The sequence below is a fragment of the Enterococcus sp. DIV0755b genome (assembly GCF_051713765.1).
Taxonomy (GTDB): Bacteria; Bacillota; Bacilli; order Lactobacillales; family Enterococcaceae; genus Enterococcus_C; species Enterococcus_C canintestini.
Window position 1 is genome coordinate 1,746,611 of the sequence record NZ_JBIOQN010000001.1, and the last position, 15,942, is coordinate 1,762,552.

At 36.6% G+C, this 15,942-nt stretch carries 14 protein-coding genes and 1 riboswitch; of the genes, 12 read left to right on the plus strand and 2 right to left on the minus strand.

Going from position 1 to position 15,942, the window contains the following annotated elements; all coding sequences use genetic code 11:
• Positions 1-3: 3 nt before the first annotated feature.
• The 9 genes from nusA to nifJ all read left to right on the plus strand — a co-directional run bounded on the left by nusA (position 4) and on the right by nifJ (position 11,490).
• Positions 4-1,209: a transcription termination factor NusA gene (gene nusA / locus IGI65_RS08415; protein WP_438773899.1), complete on the plus strand. Its 1,206-nt coding sequence runs from the start codon at positions 4-6 to the stop codon at positions 1,207-1,209.
• A gap of 15 nt (positions 1,210-1,224) precedes the next feature.
• Positions 1,225-1,521, plus strand: a complete 297-nt coding sequence (gene rnpM, locus IGI65_RS08420; protein ID WP_071864716.1) for an RNase P modulator RnpM — start codon at positions 1,225-1,227, stop codon at positions 1,519-1,521.
• On the plus strand, positions 1,514-1,816 hold the full coding sequence (locus tag IGI65_RS08425; protein WP_438773901.1) for a YlxQ-related RNA-binding protein: 303 nt from the start codon (positions 1,514-1,516) through the stop codon (positions 1,814-1,816). The genes rnpM and IGI65_RS08425 overlap by 8 nt, the downstream gene beginning before the upstream one ends.
• A 12-nt stretch (positions 1,817-1,828) precedes the next feature.
• Complete coding sequence (gene infB, locus IGI65_RS08430) at positions 1,829-4,483, plus strand: translation initiation factor IF-2 (RefSeq protein WP_438773902.1); 2,655 nt, start codon at positions 1,829-1,831, stop codon at positions 4,481-4,483.
• A gap of 19 nt (positions 4,484-4,502) precedes the next feature.
• Positions 4,503-4,850 (plus strand): 30S ribosome-binding factor RbfA, encoded by a 348-nt coding sequence (rbfA, locus tag IGI65_RS08435; protein ID WP_071864713.1) that lies wholly within the window; start codon positions 4,503-4,505, stop codon positions 4,848-4,850.
• A gap of 99 nt (positions 4,851-4,949) precedes the next feature.
• Complete coding sequence (truB, locus tag IGI65_RS08440) at positions 4,950-5,873, plus strand: tRNA pseudouridine(55) synthase TruB (RefSeq protein WP_438773903.1); 924 nt, start codon at positions 4,950-4,952, stop codon at positions 5,871-5,873.
• Positions 5,874-5,877: 4 nt separating this feature from the next.
• A complete protein-coding gene (gene ribF / locus IGI65_RS08445) occupies positions 5,878-6,816 on the plus strand; it encodes a riboflavin biosynthesis protein RibF (RefSeq protein WP_438773904.1) in 939 nt (312 codons plus the stop codon).
• Between the two features lie 314 nt (positions 6,817-7,130).
• Positions 7,131-7,574 (plus strand): flavodoxin, encoded by a 444-nt coding sequence (locus IGI65_RS08450; protein WP_438773905.1) that lies wholly within the window; start codon positions 7,131-7,133, stop codon positions 7,572-7,574.
• A gap of 373 nt (positions 7,575-7,947) precedes the next feature.
• A complete protein-coding gene (gene nifJ / locus IGI65_RS08455) occupies positions 7,948-11,490 on the plus strand; it encodes a pyruvate:ferredoxin (flavodoxin) oxidoreductase (protein WP_438773906.1) in 3,543 nt (1,180 codons plus the stop codon).
• A gap of 91 nt (positions 11,491-11,581) precedes the next feature.
• On the opposite strand, the gene IGI65_RS08460 is transcribed toward nifJ, so the two are convergent.
• Both IGI65_RS08460 and IGI65_RS08465 read right to left on the minus strand, forming a co-directional pair.
• Positions 11,582-11,932, minus strand: a complete 351-nt coding sequence (locus IGI65_RS08460; RefSeq protein ID WP_438773907.1) for a hypothetical protein — start codon at positions 11,930-11,932, stop codon at positions 11,582-11,584.
• On the minus strand, positions 11,916-13,202 hold the full coding sequence (locus tag IGI65_RS08465) for a chloride channel protein (RefSeq protein WP_438773908.1): 1,287 nt from the start codon (positions 13,200-13,202) through the stop codon (positions 11,916-11,918). The genes IGI65_RS08460 and IGI65_RS08465 overlap by 17 nt, the downstream gene beginning before the upstream one ends.
• A 102-nt stretch (positions 13,203-13,304) precedes the next feature.
• Positions 13,305-13,377: riboswitch (Fluoride riboswitch) on the minus strand.
• Positions 13,378-13,522: 145 nt separating this feature from the next.
• Between IGI65_RS08465 and IGI65_RS08470 the strand changes: the two genes are divergently transcribed.
• The 3 genes from IGI65_RS08470 (at position 13,523) to IGI65_RS08480 (ending at position 15,685) form a co-directional block, all read left to right on the plus strand.
• Positions 13,523-14,482, plus strand: a complete 960-nt coding sequence (locus IGI65_RS08470; RefSeq protein ID WP_095006711.1) for an L-lactate dehydrogenase — start codon at positions 13,523-13,525, stop codon at positions 14,480-14,482.
• A gap of 85 nt (positions 14,483-14,567) precedes the next feature.
• Positions 14,568-14,705: a hypothetical protein gene (locus IGI65_RS08475; RefSeq protein ID WP_169818345.1), complete on the plus strand. Its 138-nt coding sequence runs from the start codon at positions 14,568-14,570 to the stop codon at positions 14,703-14,705.
• Between the two features lie 347 nt (positions 14,706-15,052).
• Complete coding sequence (locus IGI65_RS08480; RefSeq protein ID WP_071864705.1) at positions 15,053-15,685, plus strand: 3D domain-containing protein; 633 nt, start codon at positions 15,053-15,055, stop codon at positions 15,683-15,685.
• Positions 15,686-15,942: the final 257 nt, after the last annotated feature.

A 15,942-nucleotide genomic window follows, 5' to 3' on the forward strand; every position in this document is an offset into this window, starting at 1 on the left:
CAGATGAGTAAAGAAATGTTGAATGCATTAGATGCTTTAGAAGCTGAAAAAGGCATCTCAAAAGAAATCGTGATTGAAGCACTAGAAGCCGCTTTAGTGTCAGCTTATAAACGTCACTACGGCCAAGCCCAAAACGTAGAAGTAGAATTCAATCAAAAAAAAGGTGACATTCATGTTTATGCTGTCAAAGAAGTAACAGAAGAAGTCATGGATTCCCAATTAGAAGTTTCTTTAAAAGAAGCAATCAAAATCAACCCAGCTTATGAAATTGGTGACAAAATTCGTTTTGAAGTAACGCCAAAAGATTTTGGACGAATTGCAGCACAAACAGCCAAACAAGTTATTTTACAGCGCGTCAGAGAAGCAGAAAGAACGATTATCTATAATGAATTTTCAGCTTATGAAAAAGATATTATGCAAGGTATTGTTGAAAGACAAGACAATCGTTACATTTATGTTAATTTGGGTAAAATCGAAGCTGTTTTATCAAAACAAGATCAAATGCCAAACGAATTTTATCAACCACATGATCGTATTAAAGTGTATGTTTCTCGGGTTGAAAATACTTCAAAAGGTCCACAAGTCTTTGTTAGTCGTTCCCATCCAGATTTATTACGCCGTTTATTTGAACAAGAAGTGCCAGAAGTTTATGATGGTACTGTAGAGATTGTTAGCATTGCTAGAGAAGCTGGCGATCGTTCCAAAGTTGCAGTGCGTTCAGATGACCCTAATATTGATCCTGTGGGTACTTGTGTCGGCCCTAAAGGTCAGCGAGTTCAAGCAATTGTTAACGAATTAAAAGGCGAAAATATGGATATTGTCGAATGGGATGAAGATCCAGCTATTTATATTGCTAATGCATTGAATCCAGCTGAAGCACAAGACGTTATTTTTGATTTGGATAATCCCCGTGCTTGTACCGTTGTTGTGCCAGATTATCAACTATCACTTGCGATTGGTAAAAGAGGTCAAAATGCTCGCTTAGCAGCCAAATTAACTGGTTATAAAATTGATATTAAAGCTGAATCTGATATGGAAGAATTTTATGCCAAATTAGAAGAAGGCGACTATATCGATGAAGGCGAGTTTGTAACTGAAGAAACAGTTGATGAAAATGCAACCGATTCTGTTGATGAAGTAATTGAAAATAGCGATATGACAAGTGATGATTATGAAAATATTGCTTTTGATGAAGAAAAAGAGGATTAATCAGGAGGCGATTTCATGAAGAAACGAAAGATTCCTTTACGTAAATCCGTTGTTTCCGGTGAAATGAAACCAAAAAAAGAACTGATTCGCATTACTCGATCAAAAGAAGGCGAAGTTTCGATTGATCCCACTGGTAAAATGCCGGGTCGCGGTGCTTATGTTGCAATTGAGCCAGCAGAAGTACAAAAAGCTTGGGATAAAAAAATCTTGGATCGGGTCTTAGAAACACCACTGACTGATGCGTTTTATCAAGAACTTCTTGATTATGTTACCCATCAAAAAGCCCGTCGTGAGTTATTTGGCAATGGATAAAAACAAGGTATTGAACATGTTAGGTTTAGCAATGCGCGCTGGAAAGTTGGTCACTGGCGAAGAACTAACGTTAAAAGAGATTCGTCGCAACAAAGCTCGTTTGGTATTAATTGCCACAGATGCTGGTAAAAATACTTACAAAAATATAAGTGATAAGTGCACTTATTATAAAATTCCCTATAATAATCGTTTAACCGCCTTGGAAATAGGAGGTGCGATTGGTAAACCCCGGATGGTAATTGGTATTTTAGATGCGGGCTTTGCCAAAAAGATAGGAGAATTAATACAAGGTTAGGAAGGTGATTGCATGGGAAAAAAAAGAATTTATGAACTTGCAAAAGAAATCAACAAATCGAGTAAAGAATTGGTGGATACGGCACAATCTTTAGGATTTGATGTAAAAAATCATATGGGAGCAATCTCAGATACTGAGGAGAAAAAGTTACGCCAAGCTGTTGGTGTAACAAAAAGTACTGACAATGCTCCAAAACCTGCATCCCAACCAGCTAACCCAGATGAAGCAAAAAAACCTGAGCATAAAAAATTTGTTACCCAACGGAATAATCCGAAATTCCAAAATCGGAATAATCCAAACCAAAAACAAGGCCACAAACAAGGTCAAAATAAAGGGAACCAACAAGGGCAACAGAAAAATCAAGCAACGCAAAACCGTCAACAAGGGACTGTAAATAAAACACAAGCTGAGCAAAATAATCGTTTCAATCATTCTGAAACACCTTCAGCTAAAGCTGTTTCAAATAAAACTGAAAACACATCACAAAAAAATGTACCAGCAAATCAAAAAACAGCTAATAAAAAAACGGAGGATCAAAAGCCTATTAATAATAATAATCAAAAACGGAGTAACCAAACCAAGCAGACAAAACCTGCACAACAAGCTCCGAAACAAAATAAAAAACCAGCAACACAACAAAAACCAGCCACACAACAACGTACTACGACAAAACCTGCTACGAACGCTAATAAACCAGCCGCAAAATCTGCAAATACTCAACCAGCTGCCAAAGCTGATGGTAATAAAGCTGGTAACCGTAGTAACGATAATCGTAACAAAAATTATGGTCAACAAAATCGTCAAGGTGGCTATCAACAAAACCGTAATAAGTTTAAGAAAAAAGGTAAAAAAGGAAAACAACAAGTTTCCAATAAACCGGCAGTACCACCACGTAAATTTAGAGAATTGCCAGAAGTATTAGAATATACAGAAGGCATGAATGTAGCTGATATTGCTAAAAAAATTCACCGTGAACCAGCCGAAATCATCAAAAAATTATTTATGATGGGTGTCATGGTTAACCAAAACCAAGCGCTAGATAAAGATACAATTGAACTTTTGGCGACAGATTATGGAATTGAGCCTCAAGAAAAAGTACAAGTCGATATTGCCGACATTGACAAATTCTTTGAAGCAGAAGAAGTTGCAGCCGAAAACTTAGTACCACGTCCACCAGTTGTGACGATTATGGGTCACGTTGACCATGGTAAAACAACTTTACTAGATACACTACGTCACTCACGAGTAACAAGTGGTGAAGCTGGCGGGATTACGCAACATATTGGTGCTTATCAAATTGACATTGATGGGAAACCAATTACTTTCTTAGATACACCAGGACACGCGGCCTTTACAAGTATGCGGGCTCGAGGTGCAAGTATTACAGATATTACAATTTTAGTTGTTGCAGCAGATGATGGCGTTATGCCACAGACTGTTGAGGCGATTAACCACGCCAAAGCAGCGAAAGTGCCAATTATTGTTGCAGTGAATAAAATTGATAAACCTGGTGCTAACCCACAACACGTAATGCAAGAACTAAGTGAATATGAATTAATTCCTGAAAGTTGGGGTGGCGACACAATTTTTGTTGAAATTTCAGCGAAATTTGGTCAAAACATCGATGAATTATTAGAAATGATTTTACTTGTAGCAGAAGTAGAAGACTTAAAAGCAGATCCAACCCAAAGAGCCATTGGTACTGTAATTGAAGCTCGTTTGGATAAAGGTAAAGGCCCAGTGGCAACATTACTCGTGCAACAAGGTACTTTACATGTGGGCGATCCAATTGTAGTCGGAAATACTTATGGCCGTGTACGGGTAATGACCAATGATTTAGGCCGACGGGATAAATCAGCGGGACCTGCGACACCAGTCGAAATTACTGGTTTAAATGATGTTCCTCAAGCAGGCGATCGTTTTGTCGTCTTTGAAGATGAAAAAACAGCGCGGGCTGCCGGTGAAGAACGGGCAAAACGTGCTTTGATGGAACAACGTGCTTCTAATAGCCGAGTAACATTGGATAACTTATTTGAAAGCCTAAAAGAAGGCGAATTAAAAGAAGTTAACGTGATTATTAAAGCAGACGTACAAGGTTCAGCAGAAGCACTAGCTGCTTCATTGAAGAAAATTGAAGTAGAAGGCGTACGAGTTAATATCGTCCATTCTGCTGTTGGTGCTATTAATGAAAGTGATGTTACCTTAGCAGCTGCAAGTAATGCGATTATTATCGGTTTCAACGTGCGCCCAACACCACAAGCAAAACAACAAGCAGATGCTGAAACGGTTGATATTCGTTTACACCGTATCATTTATAAAGCAATCGAAGAAATTGAAACAGCGATGAAGGGCTTACTTGACCCAGAATTTGAAGAAAAAATTACTGGTCAAATGATTGTCCGTGAAACATATAAAGTTTCAAAAGTTGGTACGATTGCCGGTTGCTATGTAACCGATGGGTTTATTCGCCGCGACAGTGGTGTCCGTGTCATTCGTGATGGTATCGTGATTTACGAAGGCGTTCTTGCTAGCTTGAAACGCTTCAAAGATGATGTTAAAGAAGTAAAACAAGGCTTTGAATGTGGCGCTATGGTCGAAAAATTCAATGACTTGAAAGTTGACGATGTGATTGAAGCTTATGTAATGGAAGAAATCAAAAACTACTAAGATAAATGGAGGGATAAGGATGGCCAATTATCGTGACCGTCGTGTTGCCCATGAAATTTTAAGAGAAGTCAACGATATTTTACGTAAAAGAGTACGCGATCCACGGGTGCAAGATGTCACTATTACAGATGTCCGGGTAACAGGAGACTTACAACAAGCAACAATCTTTTATAGTATTTTATCTGACTTAGCTTCTGATAAACAAAAAGCACAAGCGGGTTTAGAAAAAGCGAGTGGTTTAATTCGACGAGAATTAGGCCAACGGTTAACATTATATAAAACACCGGAAATCTCTTTTGAATTAGATAGCTCTGTGCAATATGGTAACAAAATCGACGAAATGATCCGTAATTTACACAAGGATTAAGATAAAGAAGCCTCTTTAGAAAGGAAGACTTTTTAAAGAGGCTTTTTTTCTGCTATAATAGGGCAGTTGAAATGAATTTAGAGATAGTGAGGAGTTTGAATGGACGGCATTTTAGCTTTATGGAAAGAACGTGGCATGACTAGTCATGACTGTGTATTCAAATTACGTAAGATTTTAAAAACGAAAAAAATTGGTCACGGTGGGACTTTGGATCCAGATGTGGATGGTATTTTGCCGATTTGTATTGGTAAAGCAACTAAGGTGATTGAATTCATGCAAGATAGTGGTAAAGTTTATACTGGAGAAATTACATTAGGCTATGCGACCACAACAGAAGACGCCTCAGGGGAAGTAGTTGCAACAACGCCGATTGCAACTCCTTTTAGCCAAAATGAGATTGATAATATTATGAAATTGATGGAAGGCGAGATTACACAAATTCCACCTATGTATTCTGCTGTTAAAGTGAATGGAAAGCGATTATATGAATATGCGCGGGCTGGTTTAGAAGTAGAAAGACCGAAACGTAAAGCCCAGATTATAAGTTTTCGCCGTATAAGTGAACCTGAATATGACAAAGAAAATAAAACTCAAAGTTGGCGTTTTGAAGTTGTTTGTGGCAAAGGAACTTACGTACGTACTTTAGCAGTAGATACTGGTAAAAAACTGGGAGTAGCTGCTCACATGTCTGATTTAACACGTTTGGAAAGTGGCGGACTAAAACCAGCCCAAGCACTAACTTTAGCTCAAGTAGCGCAAGCTGTTGCAGACGATACGATTAGTGAATATTTATTGCCGCTAGAATATGGGCTATCAGCTTTTGACAAAATTACCATTAACGAAAAAACATGGCTTCAAGTAAAAAATGGTATGCGCTTAGCTCCTGAAGTCTTTGGTTTAGATTCTATGCCTAAAAAACCAATTGCTTTATATTATCAGGAAAAAGTTGTAGCTTTATATGAGAACAATCCAAAAGAAAAAAATAAATTGAAACCGTTAAAAATGTTACGAACTGAGGTATAGTATTGTGAAAATTATCCAAATTCATCATCCTTATACAAAAGAACAAATTCCAAGTGAGCCGGTAGTTTTAGTTTTAGGTTTTTTTGATGGTGTTCACCGGGGACATCAAAAAGTTATTTTGACTGGCAAAGAATTAGCCCGACAAAAAGGGGTTAAACTTGCTGTAATGACGTTTAATCAACATCCTTCTATCGTCTTTAAAAAACAAGAAGGCGAAAATCAAAAGTATTTAACTTCTTTAAAACAAAAAGAGTATCATATGGCAGAACTTGGTGTCGATTATTTATATGAGATTGAATTTACTTCAAATTTTGCCCATTTAAAACCGCAAACATTCGTAGATGAGTATATTGTGGGGTTACACGCTGTAGCTGCTGTTAGTGGTTTTGATTATACTTACGGTCCGAAAGATATAGCAGATGTTTCACACTTACCTGAGTATGCCAAAGGAAGGTTTGAAATTGTCACCGTCCCAAAAGAAACATTGGCGGGGGATAAAATTAGTTCAACTCGAATCCGTGAATTATTAGATGAAGGCAATATGCTAGAAGTAACAAAATTACTCGGATACATTTATGAAATTGAAGGAACAGTGGTACACGGAGATGCCCGTGGTCGCACACTGGGGTATCCGACGGCAAATATTCGTTTTAAAAATAGCGTTCGTTTACCGATGGAAGGCGTGTATGTTTCTGAAATTAAAGTCGCTGATAAATGGTATCAATCGATGAGTTCCATTGGCCATAATGATACGTTTGGTGAAGGGCGAAAATTAACAGTTGAAGTTTTTATTTTAGATTTCAATAAAGATATCTATGGTGAAACAGTACGCGTTCGGTTTAATCATCTTATTCGCAAACAAGTAAAATTTGCTGGTGCCGATGGTCTAGTCAAACAGCTCAATCAAGATGAAAAAGATACTCGTAATTATTTTAATAACTAAATAAAAGGAAACCTACTAAAAAGTAGGCTTCTTTTTTTGTAAGCACAATTTTAACGACTTAAATCGTGCTTATTGCAAGAGATAAAGCTATAAAAGAGATGATAAAATCATTATTCGAATATTTGGATAATAGGTTATAATAAAAAGTATCTAGATTACATAAAAATAAAATATGTTATTTTGTTTTTGGGGAGCTGAAAAAAATGCTGAATTTTGTTTAGTTCTTATCTAGAATGAAGTAAAATGTGATTAAGTATTAATTACTATAAAGAATTTACTTTAAGAATATTTCAAATATCCAAGGAGGAATTATAATGACAGTAGCAAAAATCGTATATGCAAGTGCAACAGGAAATACAGAGGGAATTTCAGAAATTTTAGAAGATGCTTTTAAAGATTTAGCAATCGAGGTAGAAAGAATTGAAGCAGACGATGCTGATGATTCAACTTTTGACGATGCAGATATTTGCGTAGTAGCAACTTATACTGATGGTGATGGTGAAGTTCCTTTTGATTTAGAAGACTTCTATGATGATTTACCTGATTTTGAATTAGAAGGAAAAGTATTTGGCGTAGTCGGATCTGGTGATAGTGAATTATATCCAGATTACTTCTGCCAAGCAGCGGTTGATTTTGATCAAGCTTTTGAAAAAACCGGTGCAAAACGAGGAGCACAATTAGTCAAAATTGAAAATGATGCTGATGATGAAGATGAAGAGGTGCTAAAAGCATTTGTAAAAGCTTTAACACAAGCATAACTAAAAAAGGGTCTGATTAATCAAGCTCGGTGAAATCTTGAATGAGGAATGGCAGCGCGTTTATTATAAAAGTAGATACGCCATTGCAGGAATTGGTCAAGGCGCTAACTGCGTTTTATTGGGATACTTTTTAAACAATTACAACTTAATCAACAGGACTTATTGCTGCTGATTTCACAACAGGTGAAACGAATATTCCTAATACCTTTGCTAGTGGAGATATCGTTACAGAAACAGCGACAGTCATTTTGGCGATGGATACTGGTAAAATTACTCTAAGGCAAATCGACAACTATATCCAAAACTAAAAACTCCATGTATAATAGCAAAGTATTTATGACTTTTTGTCATAATTTTAAGTGAGGTGAACGGAATGAAAAAAATGAAAACGATGGATGGGAATACCGCTGCAGCTTATATTTCTTATGCTTTTACAGAAGTTGCTGCCATCTATCCGATTACGCCAAGTTCAACAATGGCGGAAATGGTCGATGAATGGTCTTCTGTTAACCAACAACGTAATATTTTTGGTGAACCTGTTAATTTAGTAGAGTTACAGTCAGAAGCAGGGGCAGCGGGTACTGTTCACGGTTCTTTAAAAACAGGTGTTTTAACTACCACATATACTGCATCACAAGGTTTACTTTTGATGATTCCCAATATGTTTAAAATTGCAGGGGAACTTTTGCCAACTGTTTTTCACGTTGCGGCACGCGCTGTATCGACAAATGCTTTATCCATTTTTGGTGATCACAGCGATGTAATGGCGGCAAGACAAACAGGTTTTTGTATGCTGGCTGAATCTAGTGTGCAAGAAGTAATGGACTTATCAGCTGTAGCGCATTTGGCAGCGATTGAAGGTAGTCTACCATTTATGAACTTCTTTGACGGGTTTCGGACTAGTCACGAATTGCAAAAAATTGAAGTGTTGGCTTATGAAGATTTAAAGGAAATGGTAAATTGGGAAGAATTGCAAAAATTCCGTCAGCGTGGCATGAATCCAAACCATCCCACTGTTTCAGGGACAGCGCAAAATTCTGATATTCATTTTCAACAAAGAGAAACGGTTAATCAATACTATGATAATATTTTACCGATAGTACAAAAATATATGGGGAAAATTAATGACTTACGTGGGACAAATTACGATTTAACCAATTATTATGGCGATCCTGCGGCTACTGAAGTTATTATTTCGATGGGATCTGTTTCTCCAACAATTCAACAAACTGTGGATTACCTTAATAAACAAGGGCGCAAAGTCGGACATTTAAATATTCATTTGTACCGTCCTTTCCCAGCTGAAAACTTGTTGCAAAACTTACCGGCGACAGTTGAACGAATTGCTGTATTAGATCGCACCAAAGAACCTGGTTCAGATGGAGAACCGTTATTATTAGATGTCCAAAGTGTCTTATATCGTCATATAAATCGCCCAATTGTAATCGGCGGTCGCTATGGAATTGCCTCAAAAGATGTTACGCCAGATCAAATTGTGACGGTTTTTGATCATTTATTGTTACCTCCTGATCAATTGAAATATCGATTTACGATCGGGATTAAAGATGATGTTACCCACCTATCTTTACCACAATCAGAAATTTTAGATTTAACGTCTCCTAGCACTTTTCAAGCGAAATTCTGGGGTTTTGGTTCAGATGGGACAGTAGGAGCAAACAAACAAGCAATTAAAATTATCGGTAATAATACCGATCAATATGCGCAAGCTTATTTTGCCTATGATTCAAAAAAATCTGGTGGGTTGACCATTTCTCATTTGCGATTTGGCGATCACGAAATTCGTTCAACTTATAATGTTGAGTCTGCTGATTATATTGCCTGTCACAATAGCGCCTATATTCATCAGTACGATTTATTAAAAGGGTTAAAAGATGGCGGGACTTTCTTACTTAATACTGTCTGGGACGAAGAAAAAGTAAAGAAAAATTTACCAAGTCATTTGAAAAAATATTTAGCCGTGCATAATATTAATTTTTATATTATCAATGCGATGGATATTTCAATTAAAAACGGGCTCGGACGGCGAATTAATACCGTTTGTTCGGCTGCTTTTTTTGAAGTGACAGACATCATGGACAGAGATACATTTTTACCATTATTAAAACAAGAAGTTCAAAATGCTTATGGCAAAAAATCTATGAAATTAGTTGAAAATAACTGGCAGGCCATTGATGAAACATTTGAATCTTTAATAAAAGTTGACGTACCAACAGAATGGGCAGATGTTGAAGTTCGGGTTAGAAAACCAGAAGATGATGCCCATAAACCTGCTTATATTCGTAATATTTTAGAACCGATTAATCGTCAAGAAGGTAACAGTCTTTCTGTTAAAGATTTAATGGATAATGATATGTTAGGTGGCACAATGGCAATGGGATCGGCTGCTTATGAAAAACGCGGTATCGCATTAGAAGTACCGCAGTGGTTACCAGATGCTTGTACCCAATGTAATGAATGTGCCTTTATTTGTCCCCATGCGGCGATTCGTCCTTTCCTTGCTGATGAAGAAGAAGAAAAAGAAGCGCCAGAAGGCTTTATCACACGTAAAATGCGGGGGGCTGATGGTTTAGAGTACCGTATTCAAGTGTCAGTAGAAGATTGTACCGGTTGTGGACTTTGCGTGGAAGCTTGTCCGGCTAAAGGCAAAGCTTTAGTTATGCGACCTTACGAAGAGATGAAAGATGAAGCGATGAACTGGGCTTTTGCGATGACATTGCGGCAAAAAGCCAATCCTGTGAAAAAAGAATCTGTTAAGGGTTCGCAATTTGAGCAACCGTTGCTAGAATTTTCCGGAGCTTGTGCCGGTTGTGGTGAAACGCCATATATTAAATTATTAACGCAATTGTATGGCGATCGCATGATGATTGCCAATACGACAGGGTGCTCTTCTATTTGGGGTGGATCATCTCCTGCAACCCCTTATACTACTAACGCCAATGGTTGTGGACCTGCTTGGTCAAACTCTTTATTTGAAGATAACGCTGAATTTGGTTTAGGTATGTATATCGCCAATGAAACTAAACGGAAACGTTTAGCCAGTGCAGTAGAAGATGTCTTGCAAAAAAATGCTGTTTCTGCTGATACGGCGGCATTATTAGTAGATTGGCTAGAGCACGTACATGATGGAAAAGGCACGCAACAACGAGCAGCAAAAGCTATTGCCGCTTTGAAATTAGAAACAAATAAGCTAGCTGTTGCGCCTTTACTGGAATATCAAGATATGTTTGTTAAACCAAGTCAGTGGATTGTCGGTGGCGATGGTTGGGCCTATGATATTGGCTATTCCGGTATCGACCATGTGTTAGCAACTGGTGCAGATGTAAATATTTTTGTCATGGATAACGAACTATACGCCAACACCGGTGGGCAAATGTCAAAAGCAACGCCAACATCTGCGATTGCTAAATTTGCTGCTGGTGGTAAGAAGACCAAGAAAAAAGATTTAGGTATGATGGCGATTGCTTACCAAGATATTTACGTCGCTCAAATTTCAATTGAAGCCAATCCTAAACAAGCATTGAAGGCAATTTTGGAAGCGGAAAGCTATCCTGGTCCTTCCCTTATAATTGGTTACACTCCATGTATTAATCACGGTCTAAAAGGTGGTATGAGTCAGTCGATTAAAGAAAGTAAGGATGCCGTTGAGAGTGGTTATTGGCAACTGTATCGCTACGATCCACGTTTACGTGAAAAAGGGAAAGATCCAATGCGAATTGACTTTAAAAAAGTTGATTTTACAAAGATGAATGAGTTTTTAGAAAATCAAGTGCGTTTTTCTGCTTTACGTAATATTAAAACTTCTACTGAAGAAGTGGACGAAATGCTGGAACAAACGGTTCAAGATATGGAAGAAAGAACAGGCGTTTACAGCCAGTTAGCCGATTTAAATAAATAAAGAAATTTTTCACCATTAATATTAAGAACCTTGAAAGTCAAATTTTTAATTGGCTTTCAAGGTTCTTTTTATAGTCATGTATAAAATGAGATTAAATTTTATCTTTTTTAATTTCACAAATAGAAAAAAGTGCTGGTTTAAATAAATGATGATTTATAATAAAAACTTTATCATGGTGATTATGGATTTTTCCAATCGTATAGCTAATAATTTTTTCTTCGCCGGCTTTTATAAGATGCTGTGATTTATAACTCGTCACCTTCTTTGGCGTAGCCACCCAGTTGCTACTATCCATGCTATAGCTGTTATGAATGACTAGAACGGCTCCATTGTGAACTTTAATGTGAAAGTATCTTTCGCCTGTCTCATTAAAGTTAATTGTATGAATTCGTTTTCGACCAAATAGTTTAGTCAGTGTGATTTTTTCAGTGTTGATTTTCATTTGTTACTCCTTTTAAAGGAAGATCTGATAGACGATAGCCTTGTTGATGTTTTAAAAAGCGAGATTTTGGCCGAATAATCAGTTGTGCAGTGTAAATTCCTTGATGCCCTGAAACAAAGTAACTAATAAAAGTTCCAACAACATAAAAAGGAATCATCTCAGAACCAAATAAATCAATCCCCAGCATAATAGTTGTTAAAGGAGCATTAGCAGCACAACCAAAGACACAAATCATACCCACTGCTGCAAATAAACTTGGCGATAAATGGAACGCATTTGCAATACCAGAACCCAAGGCAGATCCAATATCAAATAAGGGGGTAACTTCTCCGCCTTGAAAACCTGCTCCTAAACTTAAGCTAGTAAAGAACAATTTGAATAAAGCTTGTTTCACTGTTGCTAATCCTGCAAAAGCATCATCCATCATCCATAAACTTAAACCTTCATATTTTTTTCCTTGGAAAATTAACATGAGTAAAACTACAATGAGCGCTGTGATAAAGGCTCTTAGTAAATAACTAGCAAAAACTTGCTGATAGATTTTTTTTAAGCGATGGGTTAAATAAGCAAAAAAGCGTCCTGTCAGACCAAATACAATACCAGCTAATAAAAAAACTAAAATAAATTGTGGGGTTAAATTATTTACCTTTGAAATGAAATGATGGCTATGGGGTGTCCCCAATAAAAGAGCAGTGAAATTTCCGACATAAGCGGCGGTAAAACAAGATAGAAGTGCATTCCGTTCGATTTTTCCAATATAGGCCATCTCCATACCGAAAAAGGCTCCTGCTAATGGTGTGCCAAAAATTGAGCTAAAACCAGCACTAACACCAGCGTGAATTAGTAATTTGCGACTTTTATTAGTGAGTTTTAAAGACTCACCTAATTTATTAGAAATTACACCACCAATTTGAACGGCGCTGCCTTCACGACCAACAGAAGCACCAAAAAAATGAGATAAAAGAGTGAAAATAAAAGTCAAAAAGCCCATCCGCAAAGGAACCTTTACCTCTGTTTGAATGCTTTCAATAATGAGGTTATTTCCTTTACCAGCATTTTTGCCATAATTTTGATAGGTGTAAGCAGTCAACATTGCAAGAAGTGGTAAAAAATATAGTAAGTAGGCATGCTGCTCATGAAAATTTCCTACCCAAGCTAGACCAGCCAGTAAAAAATGCGAAACAATACCTGTGACAATTGCAACTATTATAACTGCGCTATAAAAAATGCCACTTTCTTTTATGATTTTGACTATTGCCTGTTTATCCATTTAAATCCTCCTAGAGATAATTTTGTTAAATATTTCAACGCGCTAACTGTGAATGATAAAAAAAATAAAATGAAAACAAAAAAAGCTAATGGTTCTACAAATAAACTTGTAGAAGTCATTAGCTTAAAAGCGGTTTTGGATAAAGCCAAGGGAGAACATCATTCCCTAAATATTTAACTGTAGTTAGTTTAGCCAAAAGAATGTGCAGAGTCAAGAAAATTTCAGAAATTTTTTTGAAAATGATAAACGTCAATGTTTTGTCAGTTAGCCAATGTTTTGATAACATGATGATGTATTTAAAATAATTATGAGGTGAAAATATGCGGATAAATAAATCAAAAGTTGCCATTATTGGTAGTGGCTTAGTAGGCTCGTCAACTGCCTTTAGCTTAATTACACAAGGAGTTTGTGATGAAGTGTTGATGGTAGACATTAACGCGGAAAAAGCATCGGGTGAAGTCAGAGATTTAAGAAACTCCATTCGATTTCTAGGTCGAAATGTTAGAGTAAAAGCTGGAACTTATACAGATTGTGGCGATGCAGATATCGTTGTTATCACAGCCGGAGCACCACCAAAAGCTGGTCAAACACGTCTAGATACGCTTGATATTAGTGCAAAGATTGCCAAATCAATCGTTGAACCGGTAATGAAAAGTGGTTTTGATGGTATTTTTGTAGTCGTTTCAAATCCAGTCGATATGCTAGCTCATCTGGTTTATAAACTTTCTGGTTTACCAAAAAATCAAATCATTGGTTCAGGAACTTCAGTTGATTCCGCCCGTTTACAAAACTTTTTAGCAGACTTAGTGGATGTCGATCCTAGAAGTGTTTATGCTTATGCCTTAGGTGAACATGGTGATTCTTTAATGGTTCCTTGGTCAACGGTCACAATTGCGGGTAAATCCTTTACAGATATTATCGCCGACAACGCAGAACTTGTTGGAGACGTGGACTTAGATGAAATCGTCTATAAAACAACCCAAGAAGGTTGGGAAATTTATAATCGTAAAGGAACCACTTATTATGGGATTGCATCTGCTTGTGTGGGGATTATTAAAGCCGTTTTATATGATGAAAACTCCATCATCCCGGTTTCGACTTTGTTGGAAGGGGAGTATGGCCAGACAGGAATATTTGCCGGTGTACCAGCTGTATTGAATCGTTCTGGGGTTTTTGATATTTTAGAAATTCATATGACCGCTACAGAAGAAGAAAAATTCCAACATTCTGCTAATGTTATTCGTGAATACACAGCAAAAATTCAAAAATACGAAAATTAATCACTTACAATATAAATAATATCGTAATGGTTGACTATTTGGAAATTCAAGAGTATTTTGTGGATTTTGTTTAGGAGGAAAAAGAGTGAAAGTACAGGTGGAAAATAAGAATTTTCATTATCAGTTAGATCTATCTGATAAGCTGATCCAAACAGTCACACTGATTGTTTGTGGGACGTTGGTAATAAAAAAAATTATAAAAGTTCAAGCTAAGAAAAAATAAGTCAATTTGGCTTTAAGTTGAGATATAGCTAATCTAGCGGTAATAAATTAACAGTTTTGTAATTTTTACTAAGGAAAAAGAAGAAATTAAGCGCGTTTAAAAGTTTCTTAATTATTGTTGGGAAAGATAAAGTTGTTATATGACAATCGTCAGAAAATTTCCAAGTCCAAATTTCCAAGGTACTAAAGCAATTAAACACGTGGTTATAAATAAACTTGGTTTTTTGTAATAATTATTTTGAATTTGAAACATTCTGTTAAGTTGTTGTCACCTATGAGCGCGTACTCCTTGTTATGATATGGAAGTCGTTTGAGACGAATATTGGATAACAAAGGAGCAACTCATATATGAAATTAGTAAAATCACTTTTTGCCACAACTGCCGTTTTAGCTGGCTTTGCAGCTTTTGGTATGAATGCCAATGCTGCTGAAGTAAGCCATACTGTAACCAGCTCTGACACATTAACAAGTATCTCCTTAAAATATTATGGTGATACAAATCACGTAAATACAATTGCAAAAGCAAATAACATTCAAAATGTCGATTTAATTATCGATGGTCAAGTATTAAAATTTGATACAGACGCCAAAGCAACAAGTGCTTCTGAAGACAATAATACGTCAGCTTCACAATCAGTAAGCCAAAATGAAACAGCTACACAAAACACTAATACTACCTATTCCGGTCGCACAATTACGATGGAATCAACAGCTTATAGTTCTGATCCAGCCGATGCACTAGGTGGTGGTACAGTAACAGCAACGGGACAAAATTTATTGGAAAATCCAATGGCGGTGGCTGTTGACCCAAGTGTTATTCCATTAGGGACACATTTATATGTTGAAGGCTATGGCGAAGCTTACGCTGTCGATACTGGTTCAGCAATTCAAGGTAATATCATTGATGTCCATTTTCCAACTGCGGCTCAATGTGAGTCTTGGGGACGTCGTCAAGTACAAGTAACTATTTTAGATAATTAAATCATGTAAGCCCCAGCTACTTTTCACATTTTTTTGAAAAGTAGCTGGGGTATTTTTATATGTAGCTAAATTTTTAAGAATAAGTATTAATATTTCACCTCAATACTAGTGAGGAAACATAATCGTTCCACTTTGATTAATAAATAAATGAGTTTACAGTTTGTTTTATTAAAAAATGTACATAGTTTTGTATTTTATTTGTTATTTTCATGTATACTTAAGGTAATGGGTACTTTTTCAAGTAGTCCAAATTTTTT

What these genes read in the sequence shown, in the direction of transcription:
- nusA (WP_438773899.1), top strand. Translation starts at nt 4, where the DNA reads ATGAGTAAAGAAATGTTGAATGCATTAGATGCTTTAGAAGCTGAAAAA.
- rnpM (WP_071864716.1), top strand. Translation starts at nt 1,225, where the DNA reads ATGAAGAAACGAAAGATTCCTTTACGTAAATCCGTTGTTTCCGGTGAA.
- IGI65_RS08425 (WP_438773901.1), top strand. Translation starts at nt 1,514, where the DNA reads ATGGATAAAAACAAGGTATTGAACATGTTAGGTTTAGCAATGCGCGCT.
- infB (WP_438773902.1), top strand. Translation starts at nt 1,829, where the DNA reads ATGGGAAAAAAAAGAATTTATGAACTTGCAAAAGAAATCAACAAATCG.
- rbfA (WP_071864713.1), top strand. Translation starts at nt 4,503, where the DNA reads ATGGCCAATTATCGTGACCGTCGTGTTGCCCATGAAATTTTAAGAGAA.
- truB (WP_438773903.1), top strand. Translation starts at nt 4,950, where the DNA reads ATGGACGGCATTTTAGCTTTATGGAAAGAACGTGGCATGACTAGTCAT.
- IGI65_RS08450 (WP_438773905.1), top strand. Translation starts at nt 7,131, where the DNA reads ATGACAGTAGCAAAAATCGTATATGCAAGTGCAACAGGAAATACAGAG.
- nifJ (WP_438773906.1), top strand. Translation starts at nt 7,948, where the DNA reads ATGAAAAAAATGAAAACGATGGATGGGAATACCGCTGCAGCTTATATT.
- IGI65_RS08460 (WP_438773907.1), bottom strand. Translation starts at nt 11,932, where the DNA reads ATGAAAATCAACACTGAAAAAATCACACTGACTAAACTATTTGGTCGA.
- IGI65_RS08465 (WP_438773908.1), bottom strand. Translation starts at nt 13,202, where the DNA reads ATGGATAAACAGGCAATAGTCAAAATCATAAAAGAAAGTGGCATTTTT.
- IGI65_RS08470 (WP_095006711.1), top strand. Translation starts at nt 13,523, where the DNA reads ATGCGGATAAATAAATCAAAAGTTGCCATTATTGGTAGTGGCTTAGTA.
- IGI65_RS08480 (WP_071864705.1), top strand. Translation starts at nt 15,053, where the DNA reads ATGAAATTAGTAAAATCACTTTTTGCCACAACTGCCGTTTTAGCTGGC.